This window comes from Psychroflexus gondwanensis ACAM 44 (genome assembly GCF_000355905.1).
GTDB lineage: Bacteria > Bacteroidota > Bacteroidia > Flavobacteriales > Flavobacteriaceae > Psychroflexus > Psychroflexus gondwanensis.
Genome location: NZ_APLF01000004.1, coordinates 25,342 through 43,067 on the forward strand (window position 1 = coordinate 25,342; position 17,726 = coordinate 43,067).

Genomic DNA, 17,726 nt, shown 5'->3' on the forward strand with positions numbered 1-17,726 from the left:
TTAATAGGTTATGAATTCCTATATTTGCACTTTTATTAAATTCAACAAGATGATTAAACTTCACGATTTAGAATTCGAACCCTATCTAGGTCCTGAAAAGATACAAGATGCTGTAAGGCAAGTCGCTAAAGAACTTTATAAAGATTACTCTTCAAAAACTCCTATTTTTCTCGGAATTTTAAATGGTGCCTTTATGTTTTTATCTGATTTGTTGAAATATTACAAAGGAGATTGCGAAGTCAGTTTTACCAAACTAGCCTCTTACGAAGGAACTTCTTCTTCAGGTGAAGTGAGCACGCTACTTGGGGCAGGGAACTTAAAAGACAGAGACGTTATTGTAATTGAAGATATTGTAGATACAGGACTTACGTTAGAACATATTGTTAGTCAATTAAAAAAAGAAGGGGTCGCTTCCTTCAAGATAGCAAGCCTATTTTTTAAGCCAGAAGCTTATAAAAAATCTCTTCCCATAGATTATGTTGGATTGGAAATCCCAAATAAGTTTATCGTAGGTTACGGATTGGATTATAATGGATTAGGAAGAAATTTACCAGAAATATATCAACTTAAATCAAGTATAGATGATTAATATCGTGTTATTTGGCCCTCCAGGCGCAGGAAAAGGAACACAAGCAGAACACCTTAAGGAGAAATATGAACTTGTGCATATTTCAACAGGAGATTTGTTTAGGTACAATATCAAAAATGAAACTGAACTTGGAAAACTAGCTAAATCTTATATGGATAAAGGTGCTTTAGTTCCCGATGAAGTCACTATTAAAATGCTCAATGACAAAGTTGAAGACCATCTCGATAGCAAAGGTTTTATCTTTGATGGATTTCCAAGAACGCAAGCACAAGCTGAGTCTTTAAACGAATTGATGACTTCAAAAGACTCTCAAATTGACGCAATGGTCGCTCTAGAAGTTGCAGATCAGGTTCTTGTTGAACGATTATTGGAACGAGGCAAAACCTCAGGGCGTAAAGACGATGCCAGCGAAGAAGTAATTCGCAATAGAATAAGAGTATATTATAACGAAACCGAAATTCTTAAGGAATTTTACAAAAAAGAAGATAAATACTATGGTGTGGATGGTGTAGGCTCAATTTCTGAGATTACTCAACGCATCAGTAAAGTCATTGACTCTTTATAAAAATCAAGCATTTAGCTTACTATTATGACAGAAGGTAACTTTGTAGACTATATCAAAATACACTTAAAATCTGGAAACGGAGGAAAAGGTTCCGCCCATCTAAGACGGGAAAAATATATCCCGAAAGGTGGTCCAGACGGAGGTGACGGTGGTCGTGGAGGTCATATCATTTTTAAAGCTAACAAAGACCTCTGGACCTTATTCCATCTTAAGTTCAAAAGACACCTTAGGGCTACTCATGGTGAACACGGTGGCAAGCAAACCAGTACTGGTGCAGACGGGGAGGATCAATATGTAGAAGTTCCCCTAGGAACTGTTATTCGTAATACTGAAACCAATGAGGTAATTAAAGAAATAACAGAGCACGAAGAGGAATATATCGTTGTAGAAGGCGGTATGGGAGGAAAAGGTAATTCTCATTTTAAAAGTTCTACCAACCAAACTCCGCGCTATGCTCAACCCGGGATTCTTGGTCAAGAACTCGATATAACTTTGGAGCTAAAACTTCTTGCAGATGTTGGTTTGGTTGGATTTCCAAATGCAGGTAAATCCACTTTACTTTCAGTGATAACAGCCGCAAAACCAAAAATTGCAAATTACGAATTTACCACACTAAAGCCCAATTTAGGCATTGTAGAATATAGAGACTACAAAACTTTTGTAGTCGCAGATATTCCTGGAATAATCGAAGGCGCTGCAGAAGGAAAAGGACTAGGATATAGGTTTTTAAGACATATTGAAAGAAACTCAACTCTATTATTTCTTATTCCTGCGGATGCTGGAAGCGTTAAAGAACAATATGAAATCTTATTAGATGAACTTAGGCGTTATAATCCTGAACTCTTGGACAAATCTAGAGTTATTGCGATTACCAAGTCAGATCTTTTGGATGATGAACTAAAAACTGAATTGGCTGAAGAAATTGAACATGCGTTTGATCATATTCCACACGTCTTTATCTCATCTATTGCACAACAAGGATTACAACCTCTGAAAGACTTGTTATGGAAAACATTGAACGAAGATAAAATTCCTAAAGCTTAGGTAGTCTTATTTCAAAGGTAGTCCCCTTCTCTGCAGAACTGGTTAACACCCGTATTTTACCATGGTGATAATCTTCTATAATCCGTTTAGAAAGTGAGAGTCCAAGCCCCCAACCTCTTTTTTTTGTGGAATAGCCTGGCTGAAAAATAGTTTTAAATTTTGAGGCTGGAATTCCCTTTCCAGTATCCTTGATATGGATTTTAAATCCATTCTTATCTTCAAATAACAAAAGACTTAGTTCTCCTCTACCTTTCATAGCATCGATAGCATTTTTGGTGAGATTTTCTATCGTCCAACTTAAAAGTACTGGATTCAATTTACAAGTTAGTTCCTTATCTGGTAGCTCAACAGAAAACTCAATCAATTTAGAACTCCTATCTCTTAGGTAGTTAAAAGAATGCTCCACTACTGAATTCAGACTGGAAGATTCTAAAGTGAGCTTTGAGCCTACTTTAGAAAAACGTTCTGTAATTGTTCTTAAGCGATCTATATCTTTTTCAATTTCCTTGATGTAGTCTGGATTGACATTTTCTGATCTTAAAATTTCCATCCAACCCACAAGTGAAGATAGTGGTGTGCCTATTTGATGTGCAGTTTCTTTGGCCATCCCTGCCCAAAGTTTATTCTTCTCACTATTTTTGGCAGTGATATAATACAGGTAAATTAGGCCTAGCAAAAGGAAAATAATAAGCAAAAGGATGAAGGGATAATACTTGATTTTAGTAAGCACAGTAGAATCACTATAATATAAATATTGCTTACCCACTTTGTCTAAATCAATAACAATAGGTTGATTTTGATTTTTAACGGATTCAAAATAGCGTCTTAGTTTGATAGAGTCGTTTGAGATATTTTCTGGAATATTATTAACTTCCTTAAATTGATTAGACTCATCAACAATAAACATAGGAATGTCGTTATTGGCATTCAATATCTCAAGTTCAAGATTCAAATCTTGCTCTTCTCCTGCTTTATTAATCGATTCTTGAGCAGAAGACCATATCCTCATTTTTTCACGCTCTTCTTGTTTCACGCCTTCATAAAACACAGAAATATTCCAGACTACAATCCCAATGACAACAAAAGAAGTAATTAGAATAAAAAGCCTAGCATAGACGGTATTTTCAAAAAATTTCATGGATTGATTATTTACACAATAATAACGAAAAGCAATATGATGTAGTATACTTCTTTTAAAAATGAAATTTTCAAGAAAAGTACTCACCACAGTAAGTAATTCTCTTATTTTTGTGTCATGACACATTACTTCTCATCCGACTTTAAACTTGGTATTTTAGGTGGAGGACAGTTAGGCAAAATGATGCTGTACGACACCAGAAAATTTGATATCCAAACCTATGTTATGGATCCTAACCCAGAGGCGCCTTCAAAAATTGCTTGTAACCATTTTGAGACAGGTGATCTTATGGATTACGATCGCGTCATGGAATTCGGAAAACAAGTTGATGTATTGACTTTTGAAATTGAATCTGTAAATGTCAAAGCCTTAGAAGACCTTGAGGCTTCTGGACTAAAAGTCTACCCTTCTGCTGCTACTTTAAAAAAAATTCAAAACAAATCGGTACAAAAGGAATTTTATAAAGCCAACCAAATACCTACAGCAGATTTTATGACTTATCCATCTCTAGACGCTTTGAAGAAAGATGTTTCTGAAGGGAAAGTCAACTTCCCCTTTGTTTGGAAAAGTAGTACAGGAGGTTATGATGGAAAAGGAGTGAGCGTTATTAAATCTAAAAAAAATCTAGAGGCTTTGCCCAATGGCGAATGTCTTGCTGAAGAGTTGGTAGATTTTAAAACTGAAATCGCAGTTATTGTAGCAAGAAATGTGTCGGGAAATATTAAAACTTATCCTGTGGTAGAGATGGAGTTTCACCCTGAAGCCAACCAAGTAGAATATGTGCTTTGCCCAGCGAGAATAGAGCCTTCTATTGCTGAGAAAGCAAGAAATTTAGCACAAATGGTATCCAATAGTTTTGAACACGTAGGCTTATTGGCTATAGAAATGTTTCTAACCCAAGATGATGATATCATTGTTAACGAAGTTGCTCCAAGACCACACAATAGTGGTCATTTTAGCATTGAAGGCAGTTATACGAATCAATTTGAACAACACTTAAGAGCAATTCTCGATTTACCATTAGGAGAGACCTCGAGCAAAACCAACTCGGTTATGGTCAATTTAGTTGGTGATGAAAATCACACTGGAGATGTGGTTTACCAGGGCATCCAAACCATTATGGATATGCCAGGGGTAACTCCTCATATATATGGAAAAAAACAGACACGGCCTTTTCGAAAAATGGGACATGTCAACATTATCCATACTGATATTAAAGAAGCTCGAAAAATTGCCGAACACGTAAAATCTACAATCAAAGTTATTTCTAAACACTAAAGCTATGGGTAAAGTTGCTATTATCATGGGAAGTAAAAGTGATCTTCCTGTTATGCAGGAGGCTATTGATATTTTAAAAGACTTTAAGATTGAAGTAGAAGTCGATATCATATCCGCTCACCGGACACCAGAACTTATGATGGAATTTGGAAAACAGGCTCACCATAAAGGAATAGATGTTATTATCGCCGGCGCCGGCGGAGCTGCTCATTTACCAGGTATGGTTGCTTCTCTAACGCCGCTTCCCGTAATAGGTGTGCCTGTAAAATCCAGCAACTCCATAGATGGTTGGGACTCTATCCTTTCCATTTTACAAATGCCTGGGGGAGTTCCTGTGGCTACAGTCGCACTGAACGGTGCAAAAAATGCTGGTATTTTAGCCGCTCAAATCCTAGGAGTGAAGGATCAAAGTATCCAAGAAAAAATCTTAAATTACATGAATGAGCTCACTGTAAAGGTTCAAAAAATGCGAGAGGATCTTTAATATGTTGCCAAAAAAAATTGGGTTAACAAAAAACTTTTAAATATTTAAAAACATGAAAGCCAGCTTCAGCCTATTATTAATTATACTTTTAGTGATTTCGTGTAACACACCAAAGGTATTTACCGACTATGCCGCGGAAACTAATTTTGAAGAATATAAAAGTTTCAATTTTTATGCTATAGAAAATTCCGGTCTATCACCTTTAGATGGAGACCGGGTTTACGTCACTCTTGTAGATAGTCTAGTCGCTAGAGGTTTTGAGGAAAAGCTCATACCAGACTTCAAAATTAACTTCTACGCTGAAGTGTTTGACCAAACTTCAAATAGCAATTTTGGAATAGGCATTGGAGGTTATGCTGGTGGAATAGGAACTATGGTTTCTCCGCAAAGCTCTAAACGAACCATTGCTCTTACTGTAGAATTTGCAGATGGATTAACCAATAATTTGTTTTGGCAAGGCGTTGTAGAAGCACGCTTTAAGGAAAACTTGAAAGGTAAAGCTAGAGAGGAATTTATTCAAAGCCTTGTTGGCGAAATACTTCAAAAGTATCCTCCAGAACCAAAAAAATAATTTATCAACTCATAGGGATTTAAGCTAACTCTCTAATGACACCGATAGTTTTTTGCATTGGACTTATACCAATTTGTACTTCGAATGCTGTGTTTTATCAGTTGCTTTTTTTCCGAAGCGTCAGAATTTATTTTTCAAATAACAATAGCCTTAAGACTTAGAGTTGTTATACAAAGATTTGATAATGCCATCAACTAGACCAATTTTAGGCACATGTACAGATTTTGATCTACTCCATTTCATTGCAGATAAATAAATCTTTGCCGCAGGTATAATAACATCTGCTCGATCTTCATTTAAGCTCAATTCCGAAATTCGCTCTTCATAGGTTAAAGAGTTTAATAATTGGTAGTAAGAACTTAAGTAGAGATAGGACAAAGGTTTTCCAAGCTTTTTGTTACTAGACTTAAAGATGTTATTGATGTTTCCGCCAGATCCCACCATTTCAATTCTGGAATACGGACTAGTTATAGACCTTACCCAAGCCTCCGCTTCCTCCCAAACATCCTTACTTATAGTATTGTTCAAAATACGAACTGTTCCTAGTTTAAATGATCTAGAACCGATAGTTTCCCCGTGAGAAAACAAAGTAAATTCTGTACTTCCCCCACCCACATCAACATACAGGTAAGTTTTACTGTCATCTACTAAAGTATGCAAGTCTGTGGCCGCAATAATGAAGGCTTCATCACTTCCATCAATTATTTCAATATCGATGTTGGCCTCTTTAGAGATTAAGTTTACCATAGCATCACCATTTTTCGCATCTCTCATTGCCGAAGTTGCACAAGCCCTATAGGCTTCAATTTTATGAGATTTCATCAATAAACCAAAAGCTTTCATGGTATCCACTACCCGTTGACTGTTTTCATCCGAGATGTAGGCTTTTGTAAACACATCTTGCCCAAGCCTTATAGGCACTCTCACTAAAGATGTTTTTTTGAAAGTTACTGGTTTATTATCTGGTTCGGTAATGGTAGAAATTAAAAGCCTAACGGCATTAGATCCAATGTCGATGGCTGCAAATTTTTTTATCGAAAGCATAAACGATTGCTATTTAGTTTCTGCGTCTTGCAGTTTGTTTTTATAATAGGTGTAAGTTTCAAATTGACTTCTAAAACCTGGTCCAGACTTTAGCCTGTACGCGTTCTCTTTATTAGAGGAAAAATCCCTTGCTTTTACATTATCCTTCCAACAAATATTGAAGGTTTCTATGAGTTCTTGTTTGATGTCATTATCGTAAATAGGGCAAGTCACCTCGACTCTGTGGTCTATGTTTCTAGTCATCCAGTCTGCAGAAGAAATGAATACCCTTGGGTTAGTATCATTCTCAAAAATATAAAGTCTGGGATGCTCCAAGAATTTATCAACAATACTTATAGATTCAATATTATCGCTCATACCCGGCACTTGTGGGATAAGACAATTGATTCCCCTAATAATTAATTTGATTTTGACTCCAGCTCTACTAGCCTCATAAAGTTTATCGATCATCCCATAATCCGATAGACTATTCATTTTAATATATATTCCAGATTTTTTTCCTTCTTGTTGATTTAGAATTTCTTGATCAATCAGGTTTGAAAATTCTATCCTCGTATAGTGAGGCGAAACAATAAGGTACTTGTATTTTTTAATTTTATAATTCACTTCAAAGAAATCAAAAACCTTATTGATATCTTTTAAAATACCTTGGTGTGCAGTAAACAAAGTATAATCTGTATAAATCTTTGCTGTTTTCTCATTAAAATTTCCTGTGCTTATAAAACCATAATATTTTATTTTCTGATTTTCTAAGCGTTCAATAATACAGGTTTTGCAATGTACCTTAAGACCTGTTACCCCAAAGATGAGCTTTACGCCTTCTCTTTCCATTTTCTCTGCATACTTGATGTTATTGGCTTCATCGAAACGGGCTTGAAGCTCGATAGAAACGGTAACTCGTTTTCCATTTTTGACGGCATTTATCAAGGAACTCGCTATATGCGAAACAGATGCCAATCTATAAATTGTAATCTTTATTGATTTTACTTTAGGATCTATTGCGGCCTCTCTTAAAAATTTAACCGTATAAGAAAAGGTTTGATAGGGTGTGTATTGCAGAAAATCCTTTTTAGAAATCTTTTCCAATAAACTCCCTTGGATTTCAAGTCCAGGGATTGGAAGAGGTTCTATTTTATCGTACAATAAATGCGTAGCACCAAGGTCTGGGAAATTCATGTAATCTCTACGATTATGGTACTTCCCTCCAGGAATGAGACTATCTGTTGTGTCAATTTCCATTTTATTCAATAAAAAGTCTAAGGTATCTTGTTCAATTTCTTTATCATACACAAATCGAACCGGATCGCCCTCTAGCCTATCCTTTACGCTATCCATCAGCTTTTCTATATAGCTTTTACTCAAATCCCCTTCAAGATCTAACTCAGCATCTCTTGTGATTTTTACCATATGTGCAGAGATACTGGTATAATCGAAAATATTGAAAATAACATTGAGGTTAAATCGAATTAAATCATCCAAAAGGATAACGTATTTCTTTCCGTCGTCCGAAGGAATTACAACGAAGCGTTCTACACTCGATGGGATTTCAATCAAAATATACCTGTTGGACAATCGGTCTTTTTCAAACTGAACCATTTTCACAGCTAAATAAGCTTTAGAATCTGTCAAATTTGGAACCTTATCAATGTCATTCAACATTATTGTGACTAGGGCCGGACTCACTTTCTGTAAGAAAAATTCTTTTAAAAATTTAGCTTGATCCAGTGTAACTTCAGTCTCATCGATGATAAAGATATCATGATCCGTAAGCTGATGCTGTATAGAGGCCAAAATATCTAAGCTTTCTGCTTGATTTTTGATCACAATTTGTGTGATTTCCTTTAGCAGTCTACCCGCATTAAAGCCGCCCAAAACTTTCTTACCTGATTTACCAGCTAGATCTATTCGCTTTACGGTAGCATAACGTACTTTAAAAAATTCATCTAGATTATTCGAGAAAATTCCTAGAAACCGGAGGCGCTCAATTAAAGGTACCGAAGGGTCTGCGGCCTCTTGTAAGACTCGCTGATTGAATTTCAACCAGCTTAATTCTCTATTATCGTATCTATTATGACGCATTATCTCAAATGTTTTGGGAATAAGTATAAATTGGTTTGTCCTGACTGGACTTGCTTCCACGAGTCGATCTCAAAAAGGATACTGACAAGACCCGTTGTAGGCAAGTTTTGTATGGGTATATTCCCTAAAGTATTAACGAGCTCAGTATAAGCTGGATTATGGCCGAAAAGCATTATAGTTTCAAATTCATCACTTATCTTACTGATAAATTCCAAAACATCATTAGCATTGAAAGTATAAAGCTCGGGTTTGATATGAAAATGATTATCTGTTATATTTAACTCTTTTTTGAAGAGTTCGGCAGTTGTTAATGCTCTTTTAGCATCACTCGTAAAGACCTCAACAGGAAAATCTTTGTGACTTTTAAAAGCAGAAATAACGTGTTCTGCATCTTTATATCCACGACTCGATAATGGCCTTTGCCTATCTTCTACTGGAGAATCCCAGGAAGACTTTCCGTGCCTTACAAAAATTATTCGTTTCATATTATGGAGCTAAACGTTCGATCTTCCAATCTAAATCATCAATAAGAGTAAATCTGAATCTGTCGTGAAGTCGATTTGGTCGACCTTGCCAAAACTCCATACTCAGGGGTCTCACTAAAAAGCCGCCCCAGTTTTTTGGTCTTGGGACTTCTTTATTTTGGTACTGGTCTTCAAGAGACTTTAGTTCCTTTTCTAAAACTTCCCTATTTTCAATTACCTTACTTTGATTGGAGACCAAAGCACCAAGTTGACTCCCTTTGGGTCTTGATGCAAAATAATTGTCTGAAACATGGTCAGGGAGCTTTTCTGCCAAACCTTTTATAATAACTTGTCGTTCGGTATTGGGCCAAAAAAAAGATAAGGAAGTTTTAGGATTCCTAAGCAAGGCTCTGCCCTTCTCACTTTCGTAATTGGTATAGAATACGAAACCATTTTCATCGTAATACTTTAAAAGTACAATTCGATTTTTCGGAAAATCATCTGCTCCAATTGTAGAAATAGTCATAGCATTTGCCTCATCTAAACCGCCTGATTTTTCAACATCATGAAACCATGATCTAAACTGTTGTAGTGGATTTTGATTTAAATTCTCTTTATCCAAACTCGATTTTTCGTAAGATTTTCTGTAATCGTGTAGATTGTTGTCCATGGTAGCAAATTAAAAAATTAATGGATGAGAAACAATGTAATTCATAAAAGATTCCTGCTAATCGTACCTGAATATTTTTCCGGTTTCTGCATTTTCAGCATGATCAAAAACCACTTTAGCCTCTTTTTCAAAGAGAGACAAATCTTTATAACGTGCCGAAAAATGACCCAAAATTAATTTGTGAACTTGTGCTTTTTGAGCAATGATCCCCGCCTGTTTTGCAGTGGAGTGTTTGGTCTTGTTGCACAAGTGTTCCTGCTCCTCAAGAAAAGTAGATTCATGATATAGCAAACTCACCCCCGTAATTTGAGGAACTATAGTTGGCTTAAAAGCCGTATCGCTACAAAATGCATAGCTAGGCGCAGGTTTGGGGTCTTCAGTTATGTCTTTATTATTTATCAACTCTCCATCTTTGGTTTCGACATCTTTCCCCTTAACGATACTTTTATAATAAGCCTTATCGATATTTAGATCGAGAACTTTGTCAATAAGAAGTTTACGGTCACCAGCTTTAGCCTTAAATAAAAATCCATTGGTATAAATTCTATGGTCTAATGGAATGGTTTCTACCGTTAATTTCTCATTATCCAAAATCATTTCAGGTTTTGAAGACGCTAGAGTATGGAAAATTAGGGGATAAGACGTATAAGCATGACTAGCTTTTAACTGTAGCTTAATAATCTCCTCCAAACCTTTGGGAGCGTGAATATGGAGTTCTGCAGTTCTACTTAATAAACTGAAGGTGGAAAGCAGGCCGATAAGACCAAAATAATGATCCCCATGTAAATGGGAGATAAAGATATGGCTTAGGCGCGAAAATTTCACTTTTTGCTTACGGAGTTGAACTTGAGTCCCTTCCCCACAATCAATGAGCATAAGTTCGCCATTTATATCAAGAATTTGAGCTGTAGGATGAGCATTTGCTCTAGGCGTAGCAGAATGGCAACCTAAAATAGTGAGTTGCATCATATTAAAAGCCTAAATCTCTTTCGATCTCCTCTAAACTAATAATGTCTTCGGCTTCTTGTAGAGTCGGGACAACATGAATCTCTTCTGGAACAGAATCTATGTTGATAGTATCATTAACAATCACTAAAGATTTTTTTTCTTTTCGATGAGCAATCGATAATTTTAAAAACCTTAGAAGTTCTTCTAAAGTGAGCTCCCCGTACTTAGTGATGTCGATAACGATATTTTTATCTTTGAACCGACCTTGTATCCGAGTTAAGAATTCTGCAAACTCGTTGACATCTTCTTTTTCATCTCTAATTATGATATAATTATCTTTCTGTTCAGTTTTCATACTGCTTAATTTTTGAAGCTAATAGATACATGACTGCCATCCGAATGGCAACCCCATTTTCTACTTGGTTAAGGATTATAGAATGTTCGGAGTCAGCTACATCACTAGTAATCTCGACGCCTCTATTAATAGGGCCAGGATGCATAATCGTGATGGGGTTGCTAAGGGTGTCGAGAAGTGCTTTATTGACTCCATATTGCTGAACATACTCTCTGGTACTAGGAAAATAAGAATGTTCCATTCGTTCGTGCTGTACTCTCAACATATTAGCGATTTCGCACCATTCCAAAGCCGCTTTGAGATTGTGTTCAATCTCCACTCCTAGGCTTTCAACATGTTTTGGAATAAGTGAATTAGGACCACAAACTTTTACTTTTGCTCCCAATTTTTTCAAAGCAAATATATTGCTCAAGGCGACTCGAGAATGCATGATATCTCCAACAATCACAATTTTTTTTCCGTTTACATCACCGTATTTTTCTCGGATTGAATAGACATCCAAAAGAGCTTGTGTAGGATGCTCGTGAGCTCCATCACCTGCATTAATAATACTAGCACCAATATGTTTGGAAAGGAAAACTCCAGCTCCAGGATTAGGATGTCGCATTACGACCATATCTACCTTCATAGCCAAAATATTATTGACTGTATCGACCAAGGTTTCCCCTTTGGTCACAGAGGAAGAAGACGCAGAAAAGTTGATAACGTCTGCACTTAATCGCTTTTCGGCCAATTCGAATGACAAGCGAGTACGAGTACTGTTCTCAAAAAATAGATTTGCAATTGTGATATCTCTCAAACTCGGAACTTTCTTAATCGGTCTATTGATGACTTCTTTAAACTGATCTGCCGTTTCAAAAATAAGGTGAAGATCTTCGGTAGTAAGATATTTTATTCCTAGTAAGTTTGAAACGCTAAGTTCTTTCATAATTGGCTTTAGTTATTCATAAGATAAATGGCATCTTCTCCGTCATTTTCTTTCCAACACACTTTAACGTGTTCATCATTGATCGCGTCTACCTTTCTGCCATTATAATCTGGCTGTATAGGAAGATGACGACTAAATCGTCTATCGATAAGAGTAAGTAATTCAATTTTTGAAGGCCTACCAAAAGATTGTAGTGCGGTTAAAGCTGAGCGAATACTTCGTCCTGTAAAAAGAACGTCATCTATCAAGACGACATTTTTATTTTCTACGATAAAATCGATTTCCGTTTCATTAGCTTTCAGCATCTTATCGCCTCTTCTAAAATCGTCTCTATAAAAGGTGATGTCTAGCTTGCCAACTTTTAAGGCATTCAATCCATAATCTTTTTCTAGGATATGATATAATCGCTGTGCTAAGAAACTTCCCCTAGGCTGAATGCCTATAAGGGCAGAATTTTTAAAATCTTTGTGGTTTTCGACCAACTGACAAGCTAAGCGTTGAAGAATAATGTTGATTTCTTTGGCGCTAAGAAGCAATTTTTGGCTCATTCTTGTGTCGTTTAGTACCACAAAAGTAATTAAAAAAAACAGCAATTCTTATGTCATCTTTTCTTTTTGATTTCCAAAAAAATAAAACTAAGAAATAGCTATCACAAAAGCGTTTTATAAAATCTGTAAACAAAAAAAACCGCTCAAAATTGAGCGGTTTTAATACTATTGATGTGAATCTATTTTATTTCACTTCTTCGAAATCTACATCTTCAACATCGCTGTCGTCGTTTCCTTTTTCCTCACCAGCTTCTTGATCTGGTTGTTGAGCTCCTCCATCTTTTTGAGAATCAGCTTGTGCTTTATACATTTCTTCGGAAGCTGTTTTCCATGCTTCGTTCAATTTATCTAAAGCTGGAGTAATTTTCTCTAGTTCTTTAGTTTCGTATGCAGCTTTAAGCTCTTCTAAAGCATCTTCGACAGGCTTTTTCTTGTCGTCTGAAATTTTATCTCCAAATTCTTTCATTTGGCTTTCAGTTTGGAAAATCATAGCATCAGCTTCATTAAGCTTATCTACTTTTTCTTTAGTCTTCTTATCTGCTTCAGCATTAGCTTCTGCTTCTTGCTTCATTTTTTTAATTTCTTCCTCAGTCAATCCTGAAGACGCTTCAATTCTGATGTCTTGAGTCTTACCAGTTGCTTTATCCGTAGCACTTACTTTGATTATACCATTGGCATCAATATCAAAAGTAACTTCAATTTGAGGAGTTCCTCGTTTTGATGGTGGTATACCGTCTAAGTGAAATCTACCAATAGTCTTGTTATCTTGTGCCATTGGACGCTCACCTTGTAAGACGTGTATTTCTACACTGGGTTGATTGTCTTGAGCAGTAGAAAAGACTTGAGATTTTTTAGAAGGAATCGTTGTATTAGATTCTATTAATGTAGTCATTACACCACCCATAGTTTCAATCCCTAAACATAATGGAGTTACATCCAATAACAATACATCTTTCACATCTCCTGTTAACACTCCACCTTGGATTCCTGCACCAATAGCAACAACCTCATCTGGATTTACACCTTTACTTGGTTTCTTACCAAAAAAGTCTTCAACAGCTTTTTGAACCGCAGGAATACGAGTAGAACCACCAACTAAGATGATTTCGTCGATATCACTTTTCTTTAGACCCGCTGCTTTAAGCGCTTTTTCACATGGAGTAATAGTTCTTTTTACCAAATCTGAAGTTAATTGCTCAAATTTTGATCTAGAAAAAGTTCTTACCAAGTGTTTTGGTCCGCTTTGAGTAGCCGTAACGTAAGGAAGATTAATTTCAGTTGAACTAGAAGAAGACAATTCAATTTTGGCTTTTTCTGCAGCTTCTTTTAATCTCTGTAAAGCCATAGCATCTTTTCTAAGATCTATGTCTTCATCTTTGATAAATTCTTCAGCTAACCAGTCAATAATAACTTCATCTACATCATCACCACCTAAATGCGTATCACCGTCTGTTGCTAATACTTCAAATACTCCATCACCTAATTCAAGGATAGAAACATCATGTGTACCTCCACCAAAATCAAATACTGCAATTTTTTGATCTTTATCTTTTTTATCCAAACCGTAAGCCAAAGCTGCAGCTGTAGGCTCGTTTATAATTCTGCTTACTTTTAATCCAGCAATCTCTCCAGCTTCTTTAGTCGCTTGTCTTTGAGAATCGTTGAAATATGCAGGAACTGTAATTACAGCTTCGGTAACTTCATGACCTAAATAGTCTTCTGCTGTTTTCTTCATTTTCTGAAGAATCATAGCAGAAAGCTCTTGAGGCGTATACATTCTACCGTCGATATCTACTCGCGCAGTATCATTTTCACCCTTCACCACTTTATAAGGAACTCTATTGACTTCTTTTTTAGATTCAGAGAATTTATTTCCCATAAATCTTTTAATAGAAGCTATCGTTTTTTCTGGGTTGGTAACGGCCTGACGTTTTGCAGGATCACCGACTTTAATTTCCCCACCTTCTACGAAAGCAATTACAGATGGAGTTGTTCTTTTACCTTCAGCATTAGGAATAACAGTTGGCTCATTACCTTCCATTACGGAAACACATGAGTTGGTTGTTCCTAAATCTATTCCTATTATCTTACTCATAATTATATATTTTAATATTCTTAAAAAATTGATTTCGGTTACAAAAAGTCAATCATTATGCCATCAAAACACCTATGACATACTGTCATATTGAAAGACAGCTTTTCTTTCTGCACATTTTGAAGAATTATGAATTTAATCTCGAAAAAAACTTGAATATTTGTAGAACGATAAACAAAGCTTAAAAGAAATGAAGAAAATTGAATGTATTAGCGTTTTTGATATGTTGAAAATTGGCGTTGGCCCCTCAAGTTCTCATACACTTGGACCATGGCGCGCCTCTCAACGATGGGTAGATGAATTGAAAGAGGAAGGGCTTATAGATGAAATTGAAAAGATAGAAATTCACTTATACGGTTCTCTGTCCTTAACTGGAAAAGGTCATGCTACAGATGTTGCTGCGATACTTGGCCTTTGTGGTCATGATCCTGTGACTATGGACATCACCCAGATAGACGTAGAAATTGACAGAGTAAAGAAGGATAGAAATTTAAATTTGAACAAGACGCGCTTTATCGATTTCGATTTCGATAACGATATCGTATTCTTAAAATCATTTAAAGAATTTCATCCTAATGGAATTACATACCTAGGCACTTTAAAGAATGGCAAAACTGTTGAATCCACGTTTTACTCGATTGGTGGTGGATTTGTTGTAAAGGAAAATAGAGAAAATGCGAAGCAAAAGAACGAAGAACTCAAAAATTTCCCCTTCCAAATTGATTCTGCATTAAAGCTTTTGGAATATTGTAAGGCTGAGAAAAAAATCATTTCTGAAATTGTTCTAGAAAATGAAAAGTCTTTGAGAAGTGAACTCGAAATAGACTCTGGTCTTCAGAAGATATGGGAAACCATGCTGGAATCGATGTACATAGGTTGTCATACTGAAGGCACTTTGCCTGGAGGACTAAATGTAAATAGAAGAGCTGCTAAGATGAACAAGAATTTACTAGCAGATAAGTTTGAAACTTACAGCACACCACAAGAATGGTTAGAGACTATTCGAACTAAAGAAGTCAAATTTAGGCAAATCCTGCAATGGGTAAGTTGCTTCGCCATTTCCGTAAACGAAGTCAATGCTTCTTTGGGAAGAGTTGTGACAGCACCAACCAACGGCAGTTCTGGAACAATGCCTGCCGTTATGATGTATTACATGGTTATCGAAAACCACGATGCTACTTTTGAAGACCTCAAACGCTTTATGCTTGTTGGAGGCGAAATAGGAAGTTTATTCAAAAAAGGAGCAACTATTTCTGCGGCTATGGGGGGTTGCCAAGCAGAAATTGGTGTGTCTTCCTCTATGGCAGCTGGAGCCCTTACAGAGTTGATGGGCGGATCTCCAGAACAAGTTCTAATGGCTGCTGAAATCGCAATGGAACACCACTTGGGTCTTACCTGCGATCCTATTGCTGGACTCGTTCAAATCCCATGTATTGAGCGTAATGCCATGGGAGCTATTAAAGCGATCAACGCAGCTGAAATCGCCATGGAATCTGATGCGACTAAAGCTAAAGTTCCTATGGACAAAGTCATTGCAACCATGTGGGAGACCGCTCAAGATATGACCTCCAAATACAAAGAAACCTCGGAAGGTGGATTGGCTATACAAGTAAATATGAGTGACTGCTAATAAAAAATCCCTTTTGAATTTCAATTACAAAAGGGATTTTTAGTTTATGAGTATTTCTTATTAAGATTTAACCTTCATCAATTCCAAGTCAAAAATCAAGATAGAATTAGCCGGTATGACTCCCCCTACTTCCTGGTCACCGTAGGCTAAGTCTGGTGGTATTACAAATTGAGCTTTCGTCCCTTCTTTCAGCAACAATAAACCTTCATCCCATCCTTCAATAACATGCCCCGCTCCTACTGGAAACTCAATTGGCTCTTTTCTCTTATAAGAAGAATCAAATACATTACCATTGACCAAGCTTCCTTTGTAATGAACACTTATGTTTTGACCCTTTTTAGGTTGTGGTCCACTTCCTTCATTGATGATTTGGTAACGTAAACCGCTTTTAGTTTTTTGAAATCCTTTTGAAATAGCTTCCAATTGTTCTTCATGCTCTGCGTTTTGCCTGGCTTCTCTTTCGTCTTTTGAAGCCTTAAAATTTTCAAAACTTTCTACAGCATCAAAAGCTTTGGCTTCATCACCAACGCGTTCTATCTCTACAGAGTTTAAAGCATCCTTCATCTCTATGCTATCCACGATATCTTGACCCTCTAGCACATAACCAAAAACAGTATGTTTACCATCTAACCAACCCGTAGGACCATGAGTAATAAAAAACTGACTCCCATTGGTTCCGGGACCTGCGTTTGCCATAGACAAAACGCCAGCTCGGTCGTGTTTTAATTCGGGATGAATTTCATCATCAAATTGATAACCTGGACCTCCAGTACCGTTGCCCATAGGATCCCCACCTTGTACCATAAAATTATCTATGACTCTATGAAACTTCAAATCGTTGTAATAAGGGGTTCCTAAGTCTTTTGCTGTATTTTTTATCTTTCCTTCTGCTAATCCTATAAAATTCCCGACGGTGCCAGGGGTTTTATCAAAGGTGAGCTGAACTATAATTTTACCTTTACTCGTATTAAAATGAGCATATATTCCATTTACCATAACTTATTTTTTATGCAAATTTAAGATTAAAACTTATTTAGATGTGGCTATTGTCAAATTAAGTAGTAATTCAGTATTAGAAATAAATAGCTTCAGATAAAATATAATTTAGAATACTGATTAAATAAATGTAGAATTTGGTATCGATTTTATTTTTAAAATGTGAATTTTTATGAGGTATACACAAAATATGTAATAAACATTTCAGATAAAATTTAAATTTTTTTAAAAAAATTAATTAAAAGTGAATATTGTTTTAATTTTATATCATATTATAGAATTATTCTTAATGTATTGATT

Annotated in this window: 18 protein-coding genes; 7 read left to right on the top strand and 11 right to left on the bottom strand. The window is 36.1% G+C overall.

Annotation, left to right across the window (positions count from 1 at the left end):
* Positions 1-49 precede the first annotated feature (49 nt).
* Genes hpt through obgE form a run of 3 tightly spaced genes read left to right on the top strand, consistent with a single transcriptional unit; the run spans position 50 to position 2,198 of the window.
* Positions 50-589, top strand: coding sequence for a hypoxanthine phosphoribosyltransferase (gene hpt, locus PGOND44_RS16020; protein ID WP_003436923.1), 540 nt, complete (start codon positions 50-52; stop codon positions 587-589).
* Entirely contained in the window at positions 582-1,154 is a 573-nt protein-coding gene (locus PGOND44_RS16025) for an adenylate kinase (RefSeq protein ID WP_003436925.1), read from the top strand. Before hpt ends, PGOND44_RS16025 begins: the two co-directional genes overlap by 8 nt.
* A gap of 24 nt (positions 1,155-1,178) precedes the next feature.
* The gene (obgE, locus tag PGOND44_RS03810; protein WP_003436927.1) at positions 1,179-2,198 is read left to right on the top strand and encodes a GTPase ObgE; all 1,020 of its coding nucleotides are present in this window, start codon (positions 1,179-1,181) and stop codon (positions 2,196-2,198) included.
* Here obgE and PGOND44_RS03815 read toward each other — a convergent pair.
* Entirely contained in the window at positions 2,188-3,336 is a 1,149-nt protein-coding gene (locus PGOND44_RS03815) for a sensor histidine kinase (protein ID WP_040555821.1), read from the bottom strand. The two genes, obgE and PGOND44_RS03815, sit on opposite strands and share 11 nt — an antisense overlap.
* A gap of 117 nt (positions 3,337-3,453) precedes the next feature.
* Here PGOND44_RS03815 and PGOND44_RS03820 point away from each other — a divergent pair, with 117 nt between their 5' ends.
* The 3 genes from PGOND44_RS03820 to PGOND44_RS03830 are packed head-to-tail and all read left to right on the top strand — an operon-like array spanning position 3,454 to position 5,669.
* Entirely contained in the window at positions 3,454-4,614 is a 1,161-nt protein-coding gene (locus PGOND44_RS03820; protein WP_003436932.1) for a 5-(carboxyamino)imidazole ribonucleotide synthase, read from the top strand.
* Positions 4,615-4,618: 4 nt separating this feature from the next.
* Positions 4,619-5,098, top strand: coding sequence for a 5-(carboxyamino)imidazole ribonucleotide mutase (purE, locus tag PGOND44_RS03825; RefSeq protein WP_003436934.1), 480 nt, complete (start codon positions 4,619-4,621; stop codon positions 5,096-5,098).
* A gap of 52 nt (positions 5,099-5,150) precedes the next feature.
* Positions 5,151-5,669, top strand: a complete 519-nt coding sequence (locus PGOND44_RS03830; protein WP_003436935.1) for a DUF4136 domain-containing protein — start codon at positions 5,151-5,153, stop codon at positions 5,667-5,669.
* Between the two features lie 150 nt (positions 5,670-5,819).
* On the opposite strand, the gene PGOND44_RS03835 is transcribed toward PGOND44_RS03830, so the two are convergent.
* The 9 genes from PGOND44_RS03835 to dnaK form a co-directional block, all read right to left on the bottom strand.
* Positions 5,820-6,713: a Ppx/GppA phosphatase family protein gene (locus PGOND44_RS03835; RefSeq protein ID WP_003436937.1), complete on the bottom strand. Its 894-nt coding sequence runs from the start codon at positions 6,711-6,713 to the stop codon at positions 5,820-5,822.
* A 9-nt stretch (positions 6,714-6,722) separates the two neighbouring features.
* Positions 6,723-8,792 carry a polyphosphate kinase 1 gene (ppk1, locus tag PGOND44_RS03840; RefSeq protein WP_003436939.1) on the bottom strand — a complete coding sequence of 690 codons (2,070 nt, stop codon included), beginning with the start codon at positions 8,790-8,792 and terminating at the stop codon, positions 6,723-6,725.
* Positions 8,792-9,277, bottom strand: coding sequence for a SixA phosphatase family protein (locus PGOND44_RS03845; RefSeq protein WP_003436940.1), 486 nt, complete (start codon positions 9,275-9,277; stop codon positions 8,792-8,794). The genes ppk1 and PGOND44_RS03845 overlap by 1 nt, the downstream gene beginning before the upstream one ends.
* 1 nt (position 9,278) lies before the next feature.
* The gene (gene pdxH, locus PGOND44_RS03850; RefSeq protein ID WP_003436942.1) at positions 9,279-9,926 is read right to left on the bottom strand and encodes a pyridoxamine 5'-phosphate oxidase; all 648 of its coding nucleotides are present in this window, start codon (positions 9,924-9,926) and stop codon (positions 9,279-9,281) included.
* A gap of 57 nt (positions 9,927-9,983) precedes the next feature.
* Positions 9,984-10,892 carry a ribonuclease Z gene (locus tag PGOND44_RS03855; RefSeq protein WP_003436944.1) on the bottom strand — a complete coding sequence of 303 codons (909 nt, stop codon included), beginning with the start codon at positions 10,890-10,892 and terminating at the stop codon, positions 9,984-9,986.
* Positions 10,893-10,896: 4 nt separating this feature from the next.
* Entirely contained in the window at positions 10,897-11,229 is a 333-nt protein-coding gene (locus PGOND44_RS03860; RefSeq protein ID WP_003436946.1) for a hypothetical protein, read from the bottom strand.
* Positions 11,219-12,157 carry an aspartate carbamoyltransferase catalytic subunit gene (locus tag PGOND44_RS03865; protein ID WP_003436948.1) on the bottom strand — a complete coding sequence of 313 codons (939 nt, stop codon included), beginning with the start codon at positions 12,155-12,157 and terminating at the stop codon, positions 11,219-11,221. Before PGOND44_RS03865 ends, PGOND44_RS03860 begins: the two co-directional genes overlap by 11 nt.
* An 8-nt stretch (positions 12,158-12,165) precedes the next feature.
* A complete protein-coding gene (gene pyrR, locus PGOND44_RS03870; protein WP_003436949.1) occupies positions 12,166-12,705 on the bottom strand; it encodes a bifunctional pyr operon transcriptional regulator/uracil phosphoribosyltransferase PyrR in 540 nt (179 codons plus the stop codon).
* 184 nt (positions 12,706-12,889) lie between these two features.
* On the bottom strand, positions 12,890-14,800 hold the full coding sequence (gene dnaK, locus PGOND44_RS03875; protein WP_003436951.1) for a molecular chaperone DnaK: 1,911 nt from the start codon (positions 14,798-14,800) through the stop codon (positions 12,890-12,892).
* 190 nt (positions 14,801-14,990) lie between these two features.
* Between dnaK and PGOND44_RS03880 the strand changes: the two genes are divergently transcribed.
* Positions 14,991-16,430, top strand: coding sequence for an L-serine ammonia-lyase (locus PGOND44_RS03880; RefSeq protein WP_003436954.1), 1,440 nt, complete (start codon positions 14,991-14,993; stop codon positions 16,428-16,430).
* A gap of 60 nt (positions 16,431-16,490) precedes the next feature.
* Here PGOND44_RS03880 and PGOND44_RS03885 read toward each other — a convergent pair whose 3' ends face one another.
* A complete protein-coding gene (locus tag PGOND44_RS03885) occupies positions 16,491-17,426 on the bottom strand; it encodes a peptidylprolyl isomerase (RefSeq protein WP_003436956.1) in 936 nt (311 codons plus the stop codon).
* Positions 17,427-17,726: the final 300 nt, after the last annotated feature.

Excerpts from the sequence above, each read along its gene's own strand:
- PGOND44_RS16025 (WP_003436925.1), top strand. The coding sequence starts at position 582 with ATGATTAATATCGTGTTATTTGGCCCTCCAGGCGCAGGAAAAGGAACA.
- purE (WP_003436934.1), top strand. The coding sequence starts at position 4,619 with ATGGGTAAAGTTGCTATTATCATGGGAAGTAAAAGTGATCTTCCTGTT.
- PGOND44_RS03860 (WP_003436946.1), bottom strand. The coding sequence starts at position 11,229 with ATGAAAACTGAACAGAAAGATAATTATATCATAATTAGAGATGAAAAA.
- PGOND44_RS03820 (WP_003436932.1), top strand. The coding sequence starts at position 3,454 with ATGACACATTACTTCTCATCCGACTTTAAACTTGGTATTTTAGGTGGA.
- dnaK (WP_003436951.1), bottom strand. The coding sequence starts at position 14,800 with ATGAGTAAGATAATAGGAATAGATTTAGGAACAACCAACTCATGTGTT.
- PGOND44_RS03830 (WP_003436935.1), top strand. The coding sequence starts at position 5,151 with ATGAAAGCCAGCTTCAGCCTATTATTAATTATACTTTTAGTGATTTCG.
- PGOND44_RS03815 (WP_040555821.1), bottom strand. The coding sequence starts at position 3,336 with ATGAAATTTTTTGAAAATACCGTCTATGCTAGGCTTTTTATTCTAATT.
- PGOND44_RS03855 (WP_003436944.1), bottom strand. The coding sequence starts at position 10,892 with ATGCAACTCACTATTTTAGGTTGCCATTCTGCTACGCCTAGAGCAAAT.
- hpt (WP_003436923.1), top strand. The coding sequence starts at position 50 with ATGATTAAACTTCACGATTTAGAATTCGAACCCTATCTAGGTCCTGAA.
- PGOND44_RS03880 (WP_003436954.1), top strand. The coding sequence starts at position 14,991 with ATGAAGAAAATTGAATGTATTAGCGTTTTTGATATGTTGAAAATTGGC.
- PGOND44_RS03835 (WP_003436937.1), bottom strand. The coding sequence starts at position 6,713 with ATGCTTTCGATAAAAAAATTTGCAGCCATCGACATTGGATCTAATGCC.
- PGOND44_RS03865 (WP_003436948.1), bottom strand. The coding sequence starts at position 12,157 with ATGAAAGAACTTAGCGTTTCAAACTTACTAGGAATAAAATATCTTACT.
- obgE (WP_003436927.1), top strand. The coding sequence starts at position 1,179 with ATGACAGAAGGTAACTTTGTAGACTATATCAAAATACACTTAAAATCT.
- ppk1 (WP_003436939.1), bottom strand. The coding sequence starts at position 8,792 with ATGCGTCATAATAGATACGATAATAGAGAATTAAGCTGGTTGAAATTC.
- pdxH (WP_003436942.1), bottom strand. The coding sequence starts at position 9,926 with ATGGACAACAATCTACACGATTACAGAAAATCTTACGAAAAATCGAGT.
- pyrR (WP_003436949.1), bottom strand. The coding sequence starts at position 12,705 with ATGAGCCAAAAATTGCTTCTTAGCGCCAAAGAAATCAACATTATTCTT.
- PGOND44_RS03885 (WP_003436956.1), bottom strand. The coding sequence starts at position 17,426 with ATGGTAAATGGAATATATGCTCATTTTAATACGAGTAAAGGTAAAATT.
- PGOND44_RS03845 (WP_003436940.1), bottom strand. The coding sequence starts at position 9,277 with ATGAAACGAATAATTTTTGTAAGGCACGGAAAGTCTTCCTGGGATTCT.